At 68.4% G+C, this 16,989-nt stretch carries 10 protein-coding genes; 1 reads left to right on the top strand and 9 read right to left on the bottom strand.

Annotation, left to right across the window (positions count from 1 at the left end):
* Nucleotides 1-311 precede the first annotated feature (311 nt).
* Nucleotides 312-1,289: a tripartite tricarboxylate transporter substrate binding protein gene (locus tag ASE76_RS17280; protein ID WP_082448686.1), complete on the top strand. Its 978-nt coding sequence runs from the start codon at nucleotides 312-314 to the stop codon at nucleotides 1,287-1,289.
* Between the two features lie 20 nt (nucleotides 1,290-1,309).
* Here ASE76_RS17280 and ASE76_RS17275 read toward each other — a convergent pair whose 3' ends face one another.
* The 9 genes from ASE76_RS17275 to ASE76_RS17235 form a co-directional block, all read right to left on the bottom strand.
* Nucleotides 1,310-1,996: a glycosyltransferase family 2 protein gene (locus tag ASE76_RS17275; protein ID WP_055842383.1), complete on the bottom strand. Its 687-nt coding sequence runs from the start codon at nucleotides 1,994-1,996 to the stop codon at nucleotides 1,310-1,312.
* Complete coding sequence (locus ASE76_RS20190) at nucleotides 1,993-2,664, bottom strand: SAM-dependent methyltransferase (protein WP_082448685.1); 672 nt, start codon at nucleotides 2,662-2,664, stop codon at nucleotides 1,993-1,995. Before ASE76_RS20190 ends, ASE76_RS17275 begins: the two co-directional genes overlap by 4 nt.
* A gap of 115 nt (nucleotides 2,665-2,779) precedes the next feature.
* The gene (locus ASE76_RS17265; RefSeq protein ID WP_082448684.1) at nucleotides 2,780-3,550 is read right to left on the bottom strand and encodes a PIG-L deacetylase family protein; all 771 of its coding nucleotides are present in this window, start codon (nucleotides 3,548-3,550) and stop codon (nucleotides 2,780-2,782) included.
* A complete protein-coding gene (locus ASE76_RS17260) occupies nucleotides 3,538-4,611 on the bottom strand; it encodes an acyl-CoA dehydrogenase (protein ID WP_201781882.1) in 1,074 nt (357 codons plus the stop codon). Before ASE76_RS17260 ends, ASE76_RS17265 begins: the two co-directional genes overlap by 13 nt.
* Nucleotides 4,612-4,823: 212 nt before the next feature.
* Nucleotides 4,824-6,284, bottom strand: coding sequence for a glycogen synthase GlgA (gene glgA / locus ASE76_RS17255; RefSeq protein WP_055842369.1), 1,461 nt, complete (start codon nucleotides 6,282-6,284; stop codon nucleotides 4,824-4,826).
* Nucleotides 6,281-11,410 carry a malto-oligosyltrehalose synthase gene (locus ASE76_RS17250; RefSeq protein ID WP_055842366.1) on the bottom strand — a complete coding sequence of 1,710 codons (5,130 nt, stop codon included), beginning with the start codon at nucleotides 11,408-11,410 and terminating at the stop codon, nucleotides 6,281-6,283. The genes glgA and ASE76_RS17250 overlap by 4 nt, the downstream gene beginning before the upstream one ends.
* Nucleotides 11,411-11,549: 139 nt before the next feature.
* A complete protein-coding gene (treZ, locus tag ASE76_RS17245; RefSeq protein WP_055842443.1) occupies nucleotides 11,550-13,361 on the bottom strand; it encodes a malto-oligosyltrehalose trehalohydrolase in 1,812 nt (603 codons plus the stop codon).
* A gap of 56 nt (nucleotides 13,362-13,417) precedes the next feature.
* Nucleotides 13,418-15,601 (bottom strand): glycogen debranching protein GlgX, encoded by a 2,184-nt coding sequence (gene glgX / locus ASE76_RS17240; RefSeq protein WP_055842363.1) that lies wholly within the window; start codon nucleotides 15,599-15,601, stop codon nucleotides 13,418-13,420.
* A 32-nt stretch (nucleotides 15,602-15,633) separates the two neighbouring features.
* Nucleotides 15,634-16,980, bottom strand: coding sequence for a glucose-1-phosphate adenylyltransferase (locus ASE76_RS17235; RefSeq protein ID WP_082448683.1), 1,347 nt, complete (start codon nucleotides 16,978-16,980; stop codon nucleotides 15,634-15,636).
* Between the last annotated feature and the right edge of the window lie 9 nt (nucleotides 16,981-16,989).

The raw sequence follows: 16,989 nt of genomic DNA, 5'->3' as shown, positions 1-16,989 counted from the left end.
AATCCGGGGCGTCTCAAGATCTTTCGAAGAAGAGACAAATTCTTGGCTACTCACCTCGCTGCGCATCAGCCAGTCCCTGAAGACCACCTCCGTGCAGCGAAGCCCTCGACTATAGCACAGCAAACACGAGCTTTGTACGTTGCACGCGCAGCCTCGACAATTGGCAGTAGCAAATGCATTTGTGGACTCCGGTCTCTTCGTGCCAACAACTGCGGCGCCAGGGCCGTGCAATGCACGGTATCTATGCTCCAGGGCGCCAGCGCCATTCGATACATTCACAGCGCCGAATGCTTCATGGACAATAGATCGCCATGAACCGCCGCTCACTCCTCCTCTGCACCGCCGCCGCAACTGCGGCCTTCCACCTGCCTGTTTTTGCACAAGCTACAGGCAGCCGGCCGATAAGGCTGGTCGTGCCTTACGCGGCGGGCGGTCCTATCGACGTCACCGCGCGGATACTGGCCGAAGCGGTGAAGAACACACTGGGCACGGTGATCATCGACAACAAGCCCGGGGCCGGCGGCAACATCGGCGCGGACGCGGTCGCCAAGGCCGCTCCCGACGGCTTGACGATCGGCATCGCTGCGACGGCGACGCAAGCGGTCAACCCGTGGCTCTACACCCGCATGCCCTACGACGCGGCCAAGGATTTCGCACCGATCACGCAGATGGTGCGGGTACCGAACGTGCTGGTGATGAACGCTGACACGGCGCAACGCCTGCACATCGCCAGCGTTTCCGATCTGATCGCTTACGCCAAGAAGAATCCGGCCAAACTCAACTACGCCAGCGGCGGCAATGGCAGCGCAGGGCATCTGGCAGGTGAGATGTTCAAGCAGCAGGCCGGCATCTATGCGCTGCACATCCCCTACAACGGTGGCAACCCGGCGCAGCTGGCTCTGCTGTCTGGGCAGGTCGACTTCAACTTCGACAATCTGGCGACGGCGGCGCCCAACATCCGGTCGGGCAAGCTGAAGGCGCTGGCCGTGACCACCGCACAGCGCAGCCCCGCGCTGCCCGACGCTCCACCCGTGGCCGACACGCTCAAGGGGTTCGCGATCGATACCTGGTGGGGCCTGGTGGCACCGGCGCACACACCGCCCGAAGTGATTGCCCGGCTGAACCAGGCATTCGTCGCCGCGTTGCAGGCGCCCGAGACGAAGACACGATTCGCCAATCTGCTGGCAGAGCCGGTTTCGAGCAGTCCGCAGGAGTTCGATCAGTTCATGAAACAGGAGCTGGCGAAGTACCAGCAAGTCGTAAAGGCGACCGGCGCGAAGGTCGACTGAACGGTATACGCGCTACGCCGTCAGCCGGCGGTTGCCGCGTGCCCGAATGCTTCGATAGGCGCTGCTTGCCACTGAGCGCTCAGCCAATGCGCGAATCCTTCCGGTGCCCGCGCCAGCCGCCGGGCGCTGGTCAGCACATGCGGGTCGCGCACCCAGGCGATGGATGCCTGCTGCGACACCAGCGTTTCGACCAGCCGCACATCCTCGTGCGCCGCCAGAGACAGGAAACCGCCCGCCAGCCGGTATGACGTCGCCGAGATACCGAAGTTGGCACCGTGCACATGCCGGTGCCCATCGCGGTCCTGGTAGTGGGAGTAGAAAGCCTGCGCGACGTGCGCCGGATGCTCCCGCCAGTCGTCCACGCCGATGGTGCCGCACACGGCGTCGCTGCCGCAGGCGAGCTGCACCGTGATCCACTGGGGCGGAACGCGGGTATCAGCGTCGGTGCAGCACATCCAACGAGCGCCCAGACCCAGCAAATATTCGGCGCCTGCAGCCCGGGCGGCCCCGACGCAACGCAGGTCCAGCGAGAGGACGTCGCACCCGGCAAACCGTGCGATGGCCGCCGTGTCGTCGCTGCAGGCATCTGCCACTACGACGATCCGCACAGGTTCGTTCGTCACATGACGTGCCGCCTCTTTGACCGATGCCAGGCAGGCGCCGATATCGGTCGCTTCGTCGTGCGCGGGAATGCAGACGCCGATCATGCGGGCAGGCCTTCCTGGGCGATCGCTTCCTGCGCGCCGCCGGCAGCGGCGACCGATACATCGCCCCCGCGCTGCCAGACGTCGATGCGCATGTCGTCATCCTGCCACCCGCCCACGCGGAGCAATTGCAGATGCTGAAGGGCGGCACCATGTACGGCATCGCCACTCCGGTGCGCATCGGCGATGCGGGCCCGCCAATGGCACATCAGCAGCTGTCCGCCCTCTTCCAATGCCTGCGGGATCCAGGCGAGGAACCGGTCGAACGCATCCTCGTCCAGGTAGTAGGCCAGCTCTGCCACCACCACCAGATCGCTGCGCTGGGCCGGCCACTGCCAGGGAAGCTGCCAGTGTTCCACCCGCACATGGGAATGCTTCGACAGCGCATGGCGGGCGCGTTCGACTGCCGACCGGCTGGCGTCGCTGGCCACTAGGCGATCGCAGCGGTCCGCCAGCCGGAGCGAATTTCCTCCGACCGAACAACCGGGCTCGAAGACCGAGCCGTAGCGTTCGCGCGGAAGCGCCGCCATGATCAGATCTGTCTTGCGACGTTCGTACCACCGTGTCCGCACGCCCCACGGATCGGCGCTGTCCCGGTGCAGTTCGTCGAAATGCGCAAGCGCAGGCGTCGCCAATGTTGGAACAGGCCGATCCGCTACCGAGCTGCTCATGGGGACGTCCCGTACGAAACTACCGGCCGGCGTCGGGAAATAGCCGTGCGGTCAGCGCCAGGGACACGCTTTGACCCGAACACGACACGGCACAGGACAGAGGCAGATCGTACGTTCATGCCAGCAGCCATTCCGTCGGCTCTTGCCAGACCGACAGTGCCTGCGGCGTGAGGACCGGCGGGGTGCCAGCATCGGCCAGCAACTGGCTCCCGAAGGCCGAAATCGCCCGTCGTTTCGCTGCGGAAAAAACAGGGCTGACGAGCACCTGCCGCATCCGCCGTCCCTGCAATCCTTTGTGTGCCGCATGGCCCGGAACCAGCGCCCATACCGGAAACTCGATGCAGCTGGCACCCGAGCTGCGGGCGGCGGCCAGCGTGGCGCGAGCGCAGGCCTCATGGTCGGCATGGCCGTCGTGCCGCCAAGTGACGAACACGGTGTCGTCGCTGCGCAACTGCAGCCGCTGGGCCAGATCTTTTTCGTGTGCGGCCACCGCACCGTCCGGAAAGCCCAGGCGCTCGACGGTTGCCCGGATGTTCAGCTGGGCGAGCGCTCTCTCGGTTTCCAGCGGCCGCTCCGCACGCAGACGATCCGGCGTCCATTCGGTGGATCGGGGATGGCTGCCCTCCCCGTCCGTCACCGCATAGATGTGGATACCGTGGCCCTGCACAGAGAGCTGGGCCAAGGTGGCGCCCAGCGCGAGAATTTCGTCGTCGGGATGAGGTGCGACCAACACGACGCGGCCGGGACCGTAGGGGCCGACCGGCACCAGCGACGCCGGCGTCACCCGCAGGGCCGGTCGTGCGACGGGTGGCTGTCGACGCTTGTCCGGACGTACGCCCCAGTCCCGCATGGCAACGGGCTTGTGCATCGCGATCACAGCATCCATGGTGCGTCTCCTTCTTGTGCAACGCGGGCGCCGAGCGCCGCTAGATCCCTGTCGGCATGGCTTTGCCGCAGGAACACGGTGAGGTCGGCGACACGCCGCGCATGGGCGGCGTCGCGGCACAGCGGCCCCGCGCCCAGTGCGCGACCCGAGCAGTGGATCACCGTCTCGGCCGCAGCCTCGACGATCGCCCGCACGCGCAACGCCTCTCGTTGGCCGAAGGCGGCGCCGCCCGAACGATGCTGATCGATGGCATGGGCTGCCTCGCGCAATGCCGATGCCGAGGCTGTCAATCGGGCGTCGACCGCTCCCAGCGCGGCCAGGACGAACGGATCGGCCGGTGATCGGCCACTCACGGCCCGCTGCCGCAACGGCTGGGCGATCGCCACCGCGGCGCCGTGCCAACAGGCCGCGATGCCGGCCGCGCCATGCCAGAAGCCGATGCGATCGATGTAGCGACCCGGGCCACCGACAGGCACAGCCGGCGCACTGTCGAACCTCACATCCACGCTGTCCGTCTGGGCCATCCCAACCGCGGACCAGCCTTCGCCGGTGATCGCTACGCCCGCGGACTTCATGCCGACGGCGAAGAGCCGGGAGTTGCCCGATGCATCGCGGGCGCCGACCAATGCTGCATCGACCCGTGCAGCCCCCGAGCACCAGCTCTTGATACCCCGCAAGTGCCACGCGCCCTCGGCATCCTCCAACGCATTCAGTTGCCCGGGGCCTTCCGCAGCCCACACCGCCCAGATCGGATCTGCCGGGAGGCCGGGAAGCAGTGGGGTCGAGGAGGCCGCGCCTTCGAGTTCGTCGATGATCGACAGCGCGTCCAAGTGGGGCTCGAACAGCTTGCCGACCACGACATCGCACCCTGTGACCGCCGCGAGCCACTGGAAGCGGCGCAAGGTACGTTCCGAGCCGGGCCCGTCGGCCTGCACAGCCGAGACGAAGGCGCGGGCCATGTCGCGGAGCGGGCGGGCATCGGTCGGCCCCGCAAAGGCATCGAGCGACGCCAGCCAGGGAAGCGGCCCGGACGCAGAGGCCAATGAAGATTCGCGATGCATGTCGCAAGGTAGCCCGCGACGGCCGGAAACCTTGTCAGCGGCTGGCGAGTCGCCCTGTGGGACTCTCGATGCGGACCGGCACTACCATCCTCTCCCCGCATATTAGAAATATGGATGAAAAGTGGCTGCAGCCGGCTAACATCGCCGGCCTCATGCTATCCAATTAATAGCAAGCCAATCGATGGCGCCGGGCACTGCGGCGCACGTCCCGCCTACGCGCCTTCCCGCAGGCTTTCGTATAGCGCCCCGTATCGCCGGGCGCTGGCCTCCCAACCGAAGTCCTGGCGCATACCGTTTCGCCGAAGCGCCTGCCACAGCAGTTTGTCGGCAAAGGCGACGCGAACCCGCTCCAGGCCCTCGGTCAGGGCGAGGACGGTCGGCTCCCGGATCACGATGCCGGTGCCCGCCTGCTTGCCGGCGGACAGGTCGACGACCGAGTCGGCCAGCCCGCCGGTGGCATGCACCAGCGGCGGCGTGCCGTAGCGCTGGCTGTACATCTGGTTCAGGCCGCAGGGCTCGTAGCGCGACGGCATGAGGAAGACGTCGGCGCCGGCCTCGATCCGGTGCGCACGGCTCTCGTCGAAGCCGGTCTGCACGCTCACCTGCGTCGGATGCTCGGCGGCCGCCGCCCGCAGCGCGTCCTGCAGCGCGGCATCGCCCTGCCCCAGTACGACCAGCTGCGCGCCCTGCGCCAGGATCCACGGCAGGGCGCCGACGATCAGGTCGATGCCCTTCTGCTCGGTCAGCCGGCCGACCAGGCCGAACAGCAGCGCATCGGGCGATACGGTCAGGCCGCAATCGCGCTGCAGCACCGCCTTGCAGACGGCTTTGCCGCCCATCGCGCCGATGCGGTAGCGCTTGGGCAGCAGGGTGTCGCCTTCCGGGTCCCACACGTCGGTATCGATGCCGTTGAGGATGCCGTGCAGACGGTCGGCCCGCGACCGCAGCAGGCCGTGCAGGCCGACACCCAAGGCCTCGGTCTGGATCTCCCGGGCGTAGGTGGGGCTGACCGTCGTGATCGCGTCGCAGAACAGCAGGCCCGCCTTCAGCATCGAGACCAGACCGTAGAACTCCACCCCGTCCACATGACGCCATTCGTACGGAATGCCGAGCATGTCGGCATCCAGCATCCAGAACAGCCCCTGGAAGGCCAGGTTGTGGATGGTGATCGTGCTGGCGGCGGTGGCCAGGCCCTGCCGGCGGGCCAGATGCAGGTAGAAAGGCGCCAGCCCGCAGGTCCAGTCGTGGCCGTGCAGGATGTCGGGCCTCCACGCGGGCCAGGGCGAGCCCTCTGTCGACAGCCAGGCGCCGACGCGGGACAGGAAGCCGAAGCGCCGGGCGTTGTTCCAGTGGTCCTGGCCCTTCGCGTCGAGGTAGGGGCCGCCTTCGTGGTCGTACAGCTCCGGACATTCGAGCAACAGGAGGGTCACGCCGCCGGGCTGGGGCACGCTGTCGATGCGTGCGGCGGGCCAGCCGTCGCGCGCCGGAATCTCGGCCACCGGGGTGCGCGGCATGTCGGACGGCAAGGCGGCGAAGGCGCGGTACGCGGGGATCAGCACCCGCACGTCGTGCCCCAGCGCGGCCAGCGCGGGCGGCAGCGCACCGCTCACGTCGCCCAGGCCGCCGGTCTTGACCCAGGGCGCGTATTCGGGTGTCAGGAAGAGGACGTTCATGCGGTCTCCATCCAGCGGGCCGGCACGAGCACCGCCAGCGGCAGCGTCTTCAACACCTTCGCAACGGCAAGCCCGGTGCCGTCGGCGTCCGCAACGACAGGTGCCCCGGTGATCCAGTCCACCCAGCCGCCGGTCGGCGCGGCCGCAGCGGATTCGGGCAGCACGATGCGTGTGTCGCCCCAGGCCGCGGTCCATCCCCGGGCACCGCCTTCCGGATCCATGCTGCGCAGGAAGCGACCGGCGACGGTCACGGCCACCGATTCGCCATTGCCGCGCTGGAACGCGACCAACTGCCGGGCATGCGCGCCGGTGGCGGCCAGCGGCAGGTAGCCGCCCGAGGCGAACACATCGGGGTGCGCCTGGCGCAGCTGCAGCAGCCGCCAGGTGACGAGCTGCTTGATGCGACCGTCGACATACCCGTCCAGCAGCGCGTTCCACTGGGCCGCGCTCGGCACCGCGCCGCCCGCGTACATCGGCTGCAGCGTGTCCAGCGACGCCGCCAGGGCCGCGAAGTCGACCTTGCGGCGGTTGTCGGGATCGACCAGGCTGAAGTTCCACTGTTCGCAGCCGTGGTAGATGTCGGGCACCCCCGGTGCGGTGAGCTTCAGCGCCACCAGCGACAGGCTGCTCCAGCAGCCGAACGGCGCGATGCGGTCGACGAAGGCCTGCACGTCGGCCAGCAGCGCGGCACTCCGCGCGGGATCGAGCACGCCGTCGACGAAGGCCGCCAGCGCAGTCTCGTAGCTCTCGTTCGGATCGAGCCAGCTGGTGCTGCGCTTGGCCTCCCGCACCGCCTTCTGCATGTAGGCCTGCAGCCGTTCACGCAAGTCCTCGCGCGCCGCGTCGTCGGGCGGCACCAGCGGCCAGGCGCCGAGCAGCGTCTGCCAGAAGAGGTACTCGTCGTTGGGCGTCGGGGCGGGCGCATCGTCGACATGGCCGCGCAAGGGCACGGCGGCGGCATGCCACCGTTCCAGCGCGGACTGCCACTCCTGCGGCATTTCCGAGAGCACGTCGATCCGGGTGCGCAGGTCTTCCGACCGCTTGCTGTCGTGCGTGGACGTGCCCAGCAGCCAGTGCGGGCGCGAGGCCATGTCGCTGCCGTTGACCTTGTGGAACTCGTCGACCGGCGTGCCGAAGCGCCGTGGATCGCCGCCCACGTCGTTGAGGGACACGAGGCGGTTGTAGCGGTAGAAGGCGGTGTCTTCCATCGCCTTGGCCATCACCGGCGCGGTGAACTGCTGCCAGCGTGAGATGAAGCGCATGGTGAGCGCCCGGCGCGCCGGGTCGGCGACGTCGCAGGCCCCCAGCAGCACACCGCGCAGGTGCTCGATCACCGACACCTCGGCGCCCGCGCTGCGGCGGCGCGCATCGCGCACCGCGCGGTCGATCACCGCCTTGTCGGCCGGGCGCACCGTGCTGTCCTGCGAACGGATGTAGGTGCGGTAGACGGGGAAGCAGGCGGCCACCGTCGCCATCGCCTGGCTCAGGCGGTTGCGGGTGAAGTCGCAGCTGCGGCGGTCGCTGCGGGCGATGCGGTAGAGCGCCTCGGTCAGCCAGCCCAGTTCGCTCGACAACGCGTTGTAGATCACGTGCAGCTTGGCCTCGAACACGATGTCGTCGAAGCGCTCGTACTCGCCGGTGAAGCGGGCGTATAGCGCGTCGAACGCGGCCTCCTGCTCGCGGTCGACGAACAGGCCGTTGACCAGGCTGGAGAAGCGGTAGCCGGTGCCGCCGTGCACCGGCCACTCGGGCGGCAGGGCTTCGTCGGCATCCAGGATCTTCTCGACCACCAGGTACAGCGCGCGGCGGCTGCGGCCCTCCGCATCGGCCTGCGCGGCGTAGCGGCCCTGCAGCCGCTCGAAATACCCGCGCGGGTCCGACAGGCCGTCGGGATGGTCGATCCGCAGGGCGGCGATGCGGCCGTCCTGCAGCCAGCGCAGCACCCGGCGGTGGGTGGCGTCGAAAACGTCCTCGCGCTCCTGGCGCACGCCGGCCAGCGTGTTCACGTCGAAGAAGCGACGGTAGTTGATGTCGTCGCCCGCCACACGCCAGTATGCCAGGCGGTAGGCCTGGCGGCGGATCAGCGCGTCGAGCCCGTCGAAGCTGGCGGGCTCGCCCGGCGTGCCGTTCAGCAGCTTCAAGCAGGCCTGGATCCAGGCCTCCAGCCAGGCGTGGGTGCGGGCCAGCCGTGCCAGAGAGCGCTTGTGCAGCGGCCGGTCCCGGTCGCGCGCCGCACGGCCTCCGGGCGACAGGTCGTTGCGCGGCGGCAGCGTCGCCAGCGCATGCAGCAACGATTCGACCACCGCGTGCGCATCGCGATGGGCCTCGTCGAAGGCCACCGGCATCGGCAACACCGAGAGGATGGCCGGGTAATCGCAGGGGTCGATCGGGAAGCGGTGATCGTAGTAATTCAGCCAGAACTCGCCCGTGTCGGCCACGAAGGCGGTGCGCAGCTCGCCCGCTTCCAGCACCCGGCCGTAGTGGTCGCCCAGCACCGGCAGCAGCACCTTGCCGGCCATCTCCGGCGCGGCCGGCTCCCATTCGATGTCGAAGGTCTCGGCGTGGCGGGCCGCGGGACCGTTCTCCAGCACGTCGAGCCACCAGGCGTTGTCGGCCTCGAGCACGCCCATGTGGTTGGGCACGATGTCGAGCATCTGGTGCATGCCGTGGCGGCGCAGCGCGCGGCACATGCGGTCGAAGGCCTGCTCGTCGCCCACCTCGGGATTGAGCGCGTTGTGGTCGACGATGTCGTAGCCGTGGGTGCTGCCGGCCCGGGCCCGCAGGTAGGGCGAGGCGTAGAGATGGCTGATGCCCATCGCATGCAGGTAGGGCACCACCGCGGTCGCCTGGTCGAAGGTGAGGCCCGCGTGGAACTGCATCCGGTAGGTGCTGCTCGGGATGCGGGCCGTCTCCAGGGCGGGCAGCTCGCCCGCCCCCACCGCGGGCTGCTGGAACGAGGCGCTGCGCCGGGCCCGCAGCACGGCCGCGACCGACGCCATCCGCGCGTCCACGCCCAGGTCTTCCACCTCCACCGACAGCTTGCGGCGCCAGTTGGGGAACACGTCTTCCGAAGTGCCGGGCACGTTGACCTGCAGCTTCTGCTGGGTGATGTCCTCCAACTGCACGCCGAGCAGCAGGCACGGTGTACGTGCGATGAAGGCATAGACCGCGTCGACGAAGGACGGCGTGCTCTCGGGCAGCGACGTCGGGTGCACGTTGACGCCGGGCGGCAGCAGGCCCTCGCGGTCGAGCGCCAGCAGCAGCTGCACCCGGTCGGACGATCGGTTCAGCACCTGCTGGCCGTGCGCCTGCGCGTCGGGATAGAGGTGCAGACGGGCCTGCAGCTCGATGTCGTCGCCGCTCCAAAAGCCGCTCAGGGTGGGCAAGTCGTGGGTGCTGACGACCGCCAGCGCCTGGGGCCGCCACTCCTGCGGCGGCACGAAGCCGCCGTCGAAGGTGCGCTCGAAGAACAGCGGGCGGTAGGACAGCAGCGAGCGCTCTTCCATCGCCTCGCGCATCCGGGGGGCGACGTTGCCGAGGTCCTCGCCCACCACCATGCAGCGCTGCCGCACGCTCTCGAGCGCCAGGATGCCGAGCAGGTCGTCCAGCGGGTAGCTGACGTAGGAGCCGCCCGAGGGCGCGATCCAGAACAGCCGCATCAGCCCCATCACATGGTCGAGCCGCAGGGCGCCGGCATCGCGCATGTTGGCGCGCAGCGTGTCGATGAAGGGCTGGTAGCGGCCCGCCATCAGGGTTTGCGGATTGAGGGGCGGCAGGCCCCAGTTCTGGCCCAGGGCGTTGAGCGGATCGGGCGGCGCCCCGACGTGCATGCCGAGCGCGTAGGCATCGGGCCGGGTCCAGGTTTCGGAGCCGCCCTCGTTGACGCCGACGGCCAGGTCGCGGTAGAGGCCCAGGCCCATGCCGAGCGCGATCGCCCGGCGGTGGGCGGCGTGCAGTTGCTCCTCGGCCAGCCACTGCAGCCAGGCGCGGAAATCGACCCGCTCGGCATGCGCCTGCGCGAAGGCGGCCACCGCCGGGGCACCGGGCGCGCGGTAGTCCTCCGGCCACACCGGCCAGCCCCAGACGTCGGGATCGAGCGCGAAGAAATGGGCCTGCAGCGCCTCGAACAGGGCATGGTCGCGCAGTGCCTCGCCGCGCGCGCGAAGGAACTCGTGGAACTGCCGGGCCCGCTCGGTTTCCGCCGCGACGTGGTGCTGGCAGAAATGCGACCAGAGCAACTCCAGGATGCCCATCTTGGTGGCCGCGACCTGGGCGTAATCCACCAGTTCGGTCGCCCGCAGGTCGCGCAGCCGATGCTGGAAATCCTCGGTGTCCACCAGGCGCCGGGCCTCCGCGCACTCGTGGAATTCGGGCACCCCCTCCACGTCCAGGTAGATGGGGTTGAGCATGTTGCGGCTCGACGGGCTGTACGGGCTCGCCACCTCCGGCCGATGGGGAAATAGCGCATGCAGCGGGCTGAGCCCGATGAAGGACGCGCCCTGCTGGGCCATGCCGCCGACCAGCACCCGCAGGTCGGTGAAATCGCCGATGCCCCAATTGCGCGCGGACCGCAGCGCGTACAACTGCACGCACGGGCCCCACCAACGCTCGCCGGACTGCAGGGCCGGCGGGATGAAGCAGCGCTGCGGTGTGACGATCACCGTGCAGTAGCCGGCGTTTTCTTCTGGGCCGTCGAGCCGGTGATAGCCGCAGGGCAGGCCTGCCGGCAGCACCACGTACTGCCGGCCGTTGCCGCCGCGGTGGCTGCGCAGTTCCTGGCGCGCACGCCCTTCGACGGTGAAGTACCAGAGGCTGCCGTCCGGCGTGTGCAGGTCGAGGCCGATGCCATGCTCGGCAGCCCCTTCCCGCAGCACGACCACCGGCGGCAACGTCTGCTGCATCTGCGAATCGGCATGGGCGGCGAGCGAGACCTGCACCTGCGCATCGTCCGCGGCCGACACGCCCATGGCCTGCAGCGCCAGGCGCAGCGTCTCGTCGGGCACCGCCCGCTCCACGCCGTAGAAATCGCTCCAGTGGCTGGCCAGGCCGAGTTGCGCGGCCAGCCGCAGAAGGCCCTCGCGGTCGTCTTGGGTGGAGGGCGCACCGGGCGCGAGGATATCGGTCACGAAATGTCCTGTTCTGGTCGTTGCGACAGCCTACCGGCTGCCGGGAACTGCCGCTGCACCGGCAGCAAGTGCCGTGCCGGAATTCTGGCGTTGCGGCATGACGGACCGGCGAAGAGCACCGATCCTCTCGAAGGCGGAATCAGTTTTCGCGGCCCCAGGTCCAGCGGGCCGACCACGGCGCCCACACGGCAGTCCCGGCCGCACCGACCGCGAACACGGTTTCGGCATCGGCCAGAGGCGACCATGGCGATGGCTGGTTCGCTGCCCACGGTGCGTCCTGCATGTTCGCCTGCAACTCGATCGCCTCGCCGCCAAGGTACCGCCAGCGCAGCACGAAGGTGCGTTCGCCCAGCATATGGGTCTCGTGGGAACCCGTCATGAGGCGGGCCTGCCGCGGCACCAACCAGGTACGCCGGGCGTCCAGAACGCGGGTGACGAACCCGCGGACGGCTTGTCCGCTATCCGAAGCGGCGAAGGTCCAGTCGAGCCGGCTGGCCTCGAAGGTGCTGCGCTCGCACGGTGCGGGCGGTTCGCCGGTCTCGCCGTTGGCGCGCTGGGCGAAATGGCCGAAATCGCGCAGGCGCCCCTCGGTCACCGCGTCCCGCAGATCGCCCTTCCAGTCGGCGAAGTACAGGAACGGCGTACGGGCGCCGAACTCCTCGCCGGCGAAGAGCATCGGCGTGGCAGGCGTCAGCAGGGCGAGCGCGGTCGCTACCGGCACGGACCCGGGCGGCACCATCTCGACCATCCGTTCGCCAAAGGCACGGTTGCCGCTCTGGTCGTGGTTGTTCAGGAAGTTGACCATCGCCCCCAGCGGTTGCGCCGGTGCCTGCTGGAGCTCCTGCCGCGCGCCCTGGGGGCTGCGCTCGGCACCCTCCCACAGGAAGCCGTTCACCAGGGAGCGGGCCAGCATGGCCACCGGCCGGTCGCCGTAGTCCTGGTAGTAGCCGGCGTCCTCGCCGGTCAGCACCACATGCATCACATGGTGGAAATCGTCGTTCCACTGGGCGTCGTAGCGGCCTGCGCTGGGCAGGCGGTGGTGGCCGTTGTCCTCGTTTTCCAGCACCAGGTGCACATGCCGGTCGGGGATGCCGTTGCGCACCCGCTGCGCCAATTCGTCGATCACGTCAAGCGCGCTGTCGTCGACGATCGCATGGATCGCGTCCAGCCGCAGGCCGTCGAAACGGTACTCCTGCAGCCAGTACAGCGCGTTCTGTACGAAGAAGTCGCGGACGGTGTCGCTGCCGTCCCGGTCGAAGTTGAGCGAGTTGCCCCAGGGGTTCTTGTGCACCTCCGAGAAGAACTGCGGCGCATAGGCCCCCAGGTAATTGCCGTCCGGACCGAAGTGGTTGTAGACCACGTCCAGGAACACCATCAGACCATGGCGGTGCGCGGCCTGGATGAAATGCTTGAGCGCTTCCGGGTCGCCGTAGGGCGCATGTGGCGCGAACGGCAGCACGCCGTCGTAGCCCCAGCCGAATTCGCCCGGGAAGTCCGACAGCGGCATGAGCTCTACCGCGGTGATGCCGGTGCGGGCCAACCCTTCCAGCCTCGATTCGGCGGACGCGTAGGTTCCTTCGGGCGTGAAGGTGCCGACATGCATCTCGTAGACCACCGCCTCGGCCCACGGGCGGCCCCTCCAGTCGCCGTCCCACGCGAAACCGCAGGGATCGACCACGCAGCTTGGTCCATGGACACCCTGCGGATTGAACCGGGACGCCGGATCGGGCACCACGAGGCCGTCCGCCACCCGCCATTGGTAGAGGGAGCCGGCGGCCGCGTCGGGCACGGTGCATTCGAACCAGCCTTGTTGCATCGCCGTAGCCGCATGGACGCGCGGCGTGCCGCCCTCTCCAGCCCCGTGCAGCAACAGGTCTGCTTTCTCGAGTGCCGGCGCCCAAAGCCGAAAACGCACGCCACCTTCCGCCAGCAGGGTCGCGCCGAAAGGCATCGGGTGGGCATGGCGGCCCGGAGTGCCGGCCGGGGCGTGGGCTTGCACCGCCTCCGTCATGGGTGCACAGGCTGGGTCAGGACCACCATCGAATGCGCAGGCAGGCTGTGCTGTTCGCCCGCGTGCCAGGGGGTGATATCCGCCACGTCGCCTTCGACGACAGGTTGCCCGTCGAGGGTCGCGGTGTCGATCCGCGGTGTCCAGCCGGCGGGCGCGCCCGCATATTCCGGAATGGTGAAGACCGTGTCGTCGGGGGATGCATTGATGAGCATCAGCACCGAGTCGCCGGTCACCTCGTTACCGTCCTCGCCCACCTCCGCGGTGCGGGCACCGTCGAGCAACGCGGCCACGCAGCGCACGCCCGGGCTGGTCCACTCCTCCTGCGTCATCTCCAGGCCCCACACGCTGAACCAGCCGATGTCCTTGCGGCCGGCCTCGTCGGCATTGCCGCCGAAGAAGCGGGTGCGCTGCAGCACCGCATGGCTCTTGCGGAAGGCCGAAAGCCGGCGCACGTACTGCACCAGGGGATCCTCGCGCCGTTCGGCCGACCAGTCGTACCAGCTGATCTCGCTGTCCTGGCAGTAGCCGTTGTTGCTCCCGCCCTGGGTGCGGCCCATCTCGTCGCCGCCCAGCAGCAACGGCACGCCCTGCGACATGAACAGCGTCGTGGCCATGTTGCGCTTCTGGCGTTCGCGCAGGGCCGTGATCGCCTCGTCGTCGGTCGGGCCTTCGACGCCGCAGTTCCAGCTGCGGTTGTGGCTTTCGCCGTCGCGGTTGTCTTCGCCGTTCGCCTCGTTGTGCTTTTCGTTGTAGCTGACCAGGTCCTGCAGGGTGAAGCCGTCGTGCACCGTGACGATGTTGACGCTGGCCAGCGGACCCCGGCGCGAGCCGCCGAACAGGTCGGCCGAGCCGCACAGCCGGGCCGCAAATTCGGGCAGCGTGCCGTCTTCGCCGCGCCAGAAATCGCGGATCGCGTCGCGGTACTTGCCGTTCCACTCGGCCCACGGCGCCGGGAAGCCGCCCACCTGGTACCCGGTCGGGCCCACGTCCCAGGGCTCGGCGATCAGCTTCACCTTGGCCAGCACCGGGTCCTGCTGGATGACCGAAAAGAAGGCGGACCGCTGGTCGAAGTCGTTGACCCCGCGGCCCAGGGTGGAGGCCAGGTCGAAGCGGAAGCCGTCGACATGCATCTCCTCCACCCAGTAGCGCAGGCTGTCCATCACCAGGCGCAACACCAGCGGACTGGAGCTGTCGAGGGTATTGCCAGTGCCGGTGTAGTCGACGCAGAAGCGCTTGTCTTCCGGGCTCAGGCGGTAATAGCCCGCATGGTCGATGCCTTTGAAGCTGAGCGTCGGGCCCAGGTGGTTGCCTTCGCCGGTGTGGTTGTAGACCACGTCGAGGATCACCTCGATGCCGGCCGCGTGCAGTGCCTTGACCATGGACTTGAACTCGTTCACAGCGGCACTGCCGCCCGAGCCGTAGCGCGGCTCCGGCGCGAAGAAGCCCAGCGTGTTGTAGCCCCAGTAGTTGACCAGGCCGTCGTTGACCAAGCGCTCGTCGTCGATGAAGGCCTGCACCGGCAGCAGTTCCACCGAATTGACCCCGATCTGCTTCAGGTGCGCGATCGCGGCATCGGACCCCATGGCGGCATAGCTGCCGCGGATGTCCTCGGGCACGTCGGGGTGCTGGCAGGTGAAGCCTTTGACGTGCACTTCGTAGAACACGGTCTTGTTCCACGGCACGGCGGGCGGCGTGTCGTCGCCCCAGTCGAAGGCCGTGTCCACCACGACGCACTTGACGGCATTGGCACCGTTGTCGGTCTCGTCGAAGGCGAAGTCTTCCACTTCGGTGCCTGGGATGTAGCCGTACTGGTCGGCCGCGCCGCGCAGCGGCCGGTCGAGTGCCAGGGCGTAGGGGTCGAGCAGGAGCTTGTGCGCATTGAAACGCAGGCCTTCATCCGGCTGGTACGGGCCGTGCACCCGAAAGCCGTAGCGGGTACCCGGGGCGCAGCCGCGCAGGTAGCCGTGCCACACGTCGCCGGTACGGTCGGGCATGTCCACCCGGGCGATCTCGGTGCTGCCGTCCTCCGCGTACAGGCACAGCTCGATGCGCTCGGCGGGCACCGAATGGATCGCGAAGTTGGTCCCCTTGCCGTCCCAGTGGGCGCCCAGCCGCTGGGGGGAGCCGCGCTCCACCCGTTCGTAACCCTGCCCGGCCACCGTTGCGTTCTCACCTGCCATTGCCTGTACCTTTGCGTTGTCTGAAGTAGCGTTCATGCCGTGGCCCTGATCGAATTGAGAGAGGGAATGGAAAGGGATGCGTTCGTCGGCGCCGGAGCGTCTTCCAAGGGCCTGATGTGCGCCGGCAGCGCGGGCTGCGACCCACGCCGCTCCTGTCGCCGGGTCGTGGCCGAGAAGTAGCCGCTCGGCACCACGACGATACCGCTCTCGGTGACGTGGAACCGCTTGCGGTCGGCCTCCAGGTCGAAGCCGATGCGCTCGCCGGCGGGAATTTCGTTGTCGGTGTCGACGATGGCCCGCCGGATGTGCACGCCCTGTCCGATGACCGATCGCTCCATCACGATGCAATGCTCCAGATGCGCATCGCGCTGCACCGTCACTGCACGCCGCAGCATCGCGTGGTCGAGTACCGCACCGTCGACGATGCAGCCGGAGCCGACGACCGAGCGGTTGATCGCGCCGTTCTCGATCTGCGCGGACTCCGACGGATCGTGGCTCGCATAGATCGGCCACTGTCGGTTGGTCATCCGGAACTTGGGCGTGACGCCCAGCGTGTCGAAGTGGGCGTCGAAGTAGGCGTCGATGGTGCCGACGTCCCGCCAGTAGCCGTGCTCTTCGTAGGGCGCGGTGCCGGGAATGACGTTGGTGTCGAAGTCGTAGGCGAAGAGGCGGTGGCTCTCCACCATCTTCGGCAGGATGTGCTTGCCGAAGTCGCTCTCGCCGGTGGCATGCGCCCGCTTGAGCGCCTCGATCAGCACATCGGCGTTGAAGATGTAGTTGCCCATCGATGCCAGCGCATGGGTACTGCTGCCCGGCATCGGTGCGGTCGTCTTGGGCTTTTCCTTGAAGTCGGTGATGCGGTGCTGCGCATCGACCTCCACCACGCCGAACTGGTCGCACTGCTCGAGCCGCACCGGCAGCGTCGCGACGCTCACGTCGGCACCCGACTGCTGATGGAATTCGATCATCTGGCGCACGTCCATGCGGTAGATGTGGTCGGCACCGAAGACGGCCACGATGTCGGGCCTGAAGCTCTCGATCAGGTGCAGGTTCTGGTACACGGCATCGGCCGTGCCCTGGAACCACTCGGGCCCGTTGCGCATCTGCGGCGGCACCACCGTCACGAAATGGTCGGGACCGAAACGCGGCATCGTCCACGCGGTGCGCACATGCTCGATCAGCGACTGCGATTTGTACTGCACCAACAGGTAGATCGAGAAGATGTCGGAGTTGATCAGATTCGAAAGCACGAAGTCGACCACCCGGTGCTTGCCGTTGAACGGCACTGCCGGCTTGCAGCGGTCGGTCGTGAGGGGATGCAGCCGGGAGCCTTCGCCCCCCGCCATCACGAAGGCCAGGACGTTCTTGGTACTGTGCATGGTCGGCTC

Source organism: Xylophilus sp. Leaf220 (assembly GCF_001421705.1).
In the GTDB taxonomy this organism is placed as follows: domain Bacteria; phylum Pseudomonadota; class Gammaproteobacteria; order Burkholderiales; family Burkholderiaceae_C; genus Xylophilus.
This window is presented reverse-complemented; position numbering and strand designations above follow the sequence as displayed.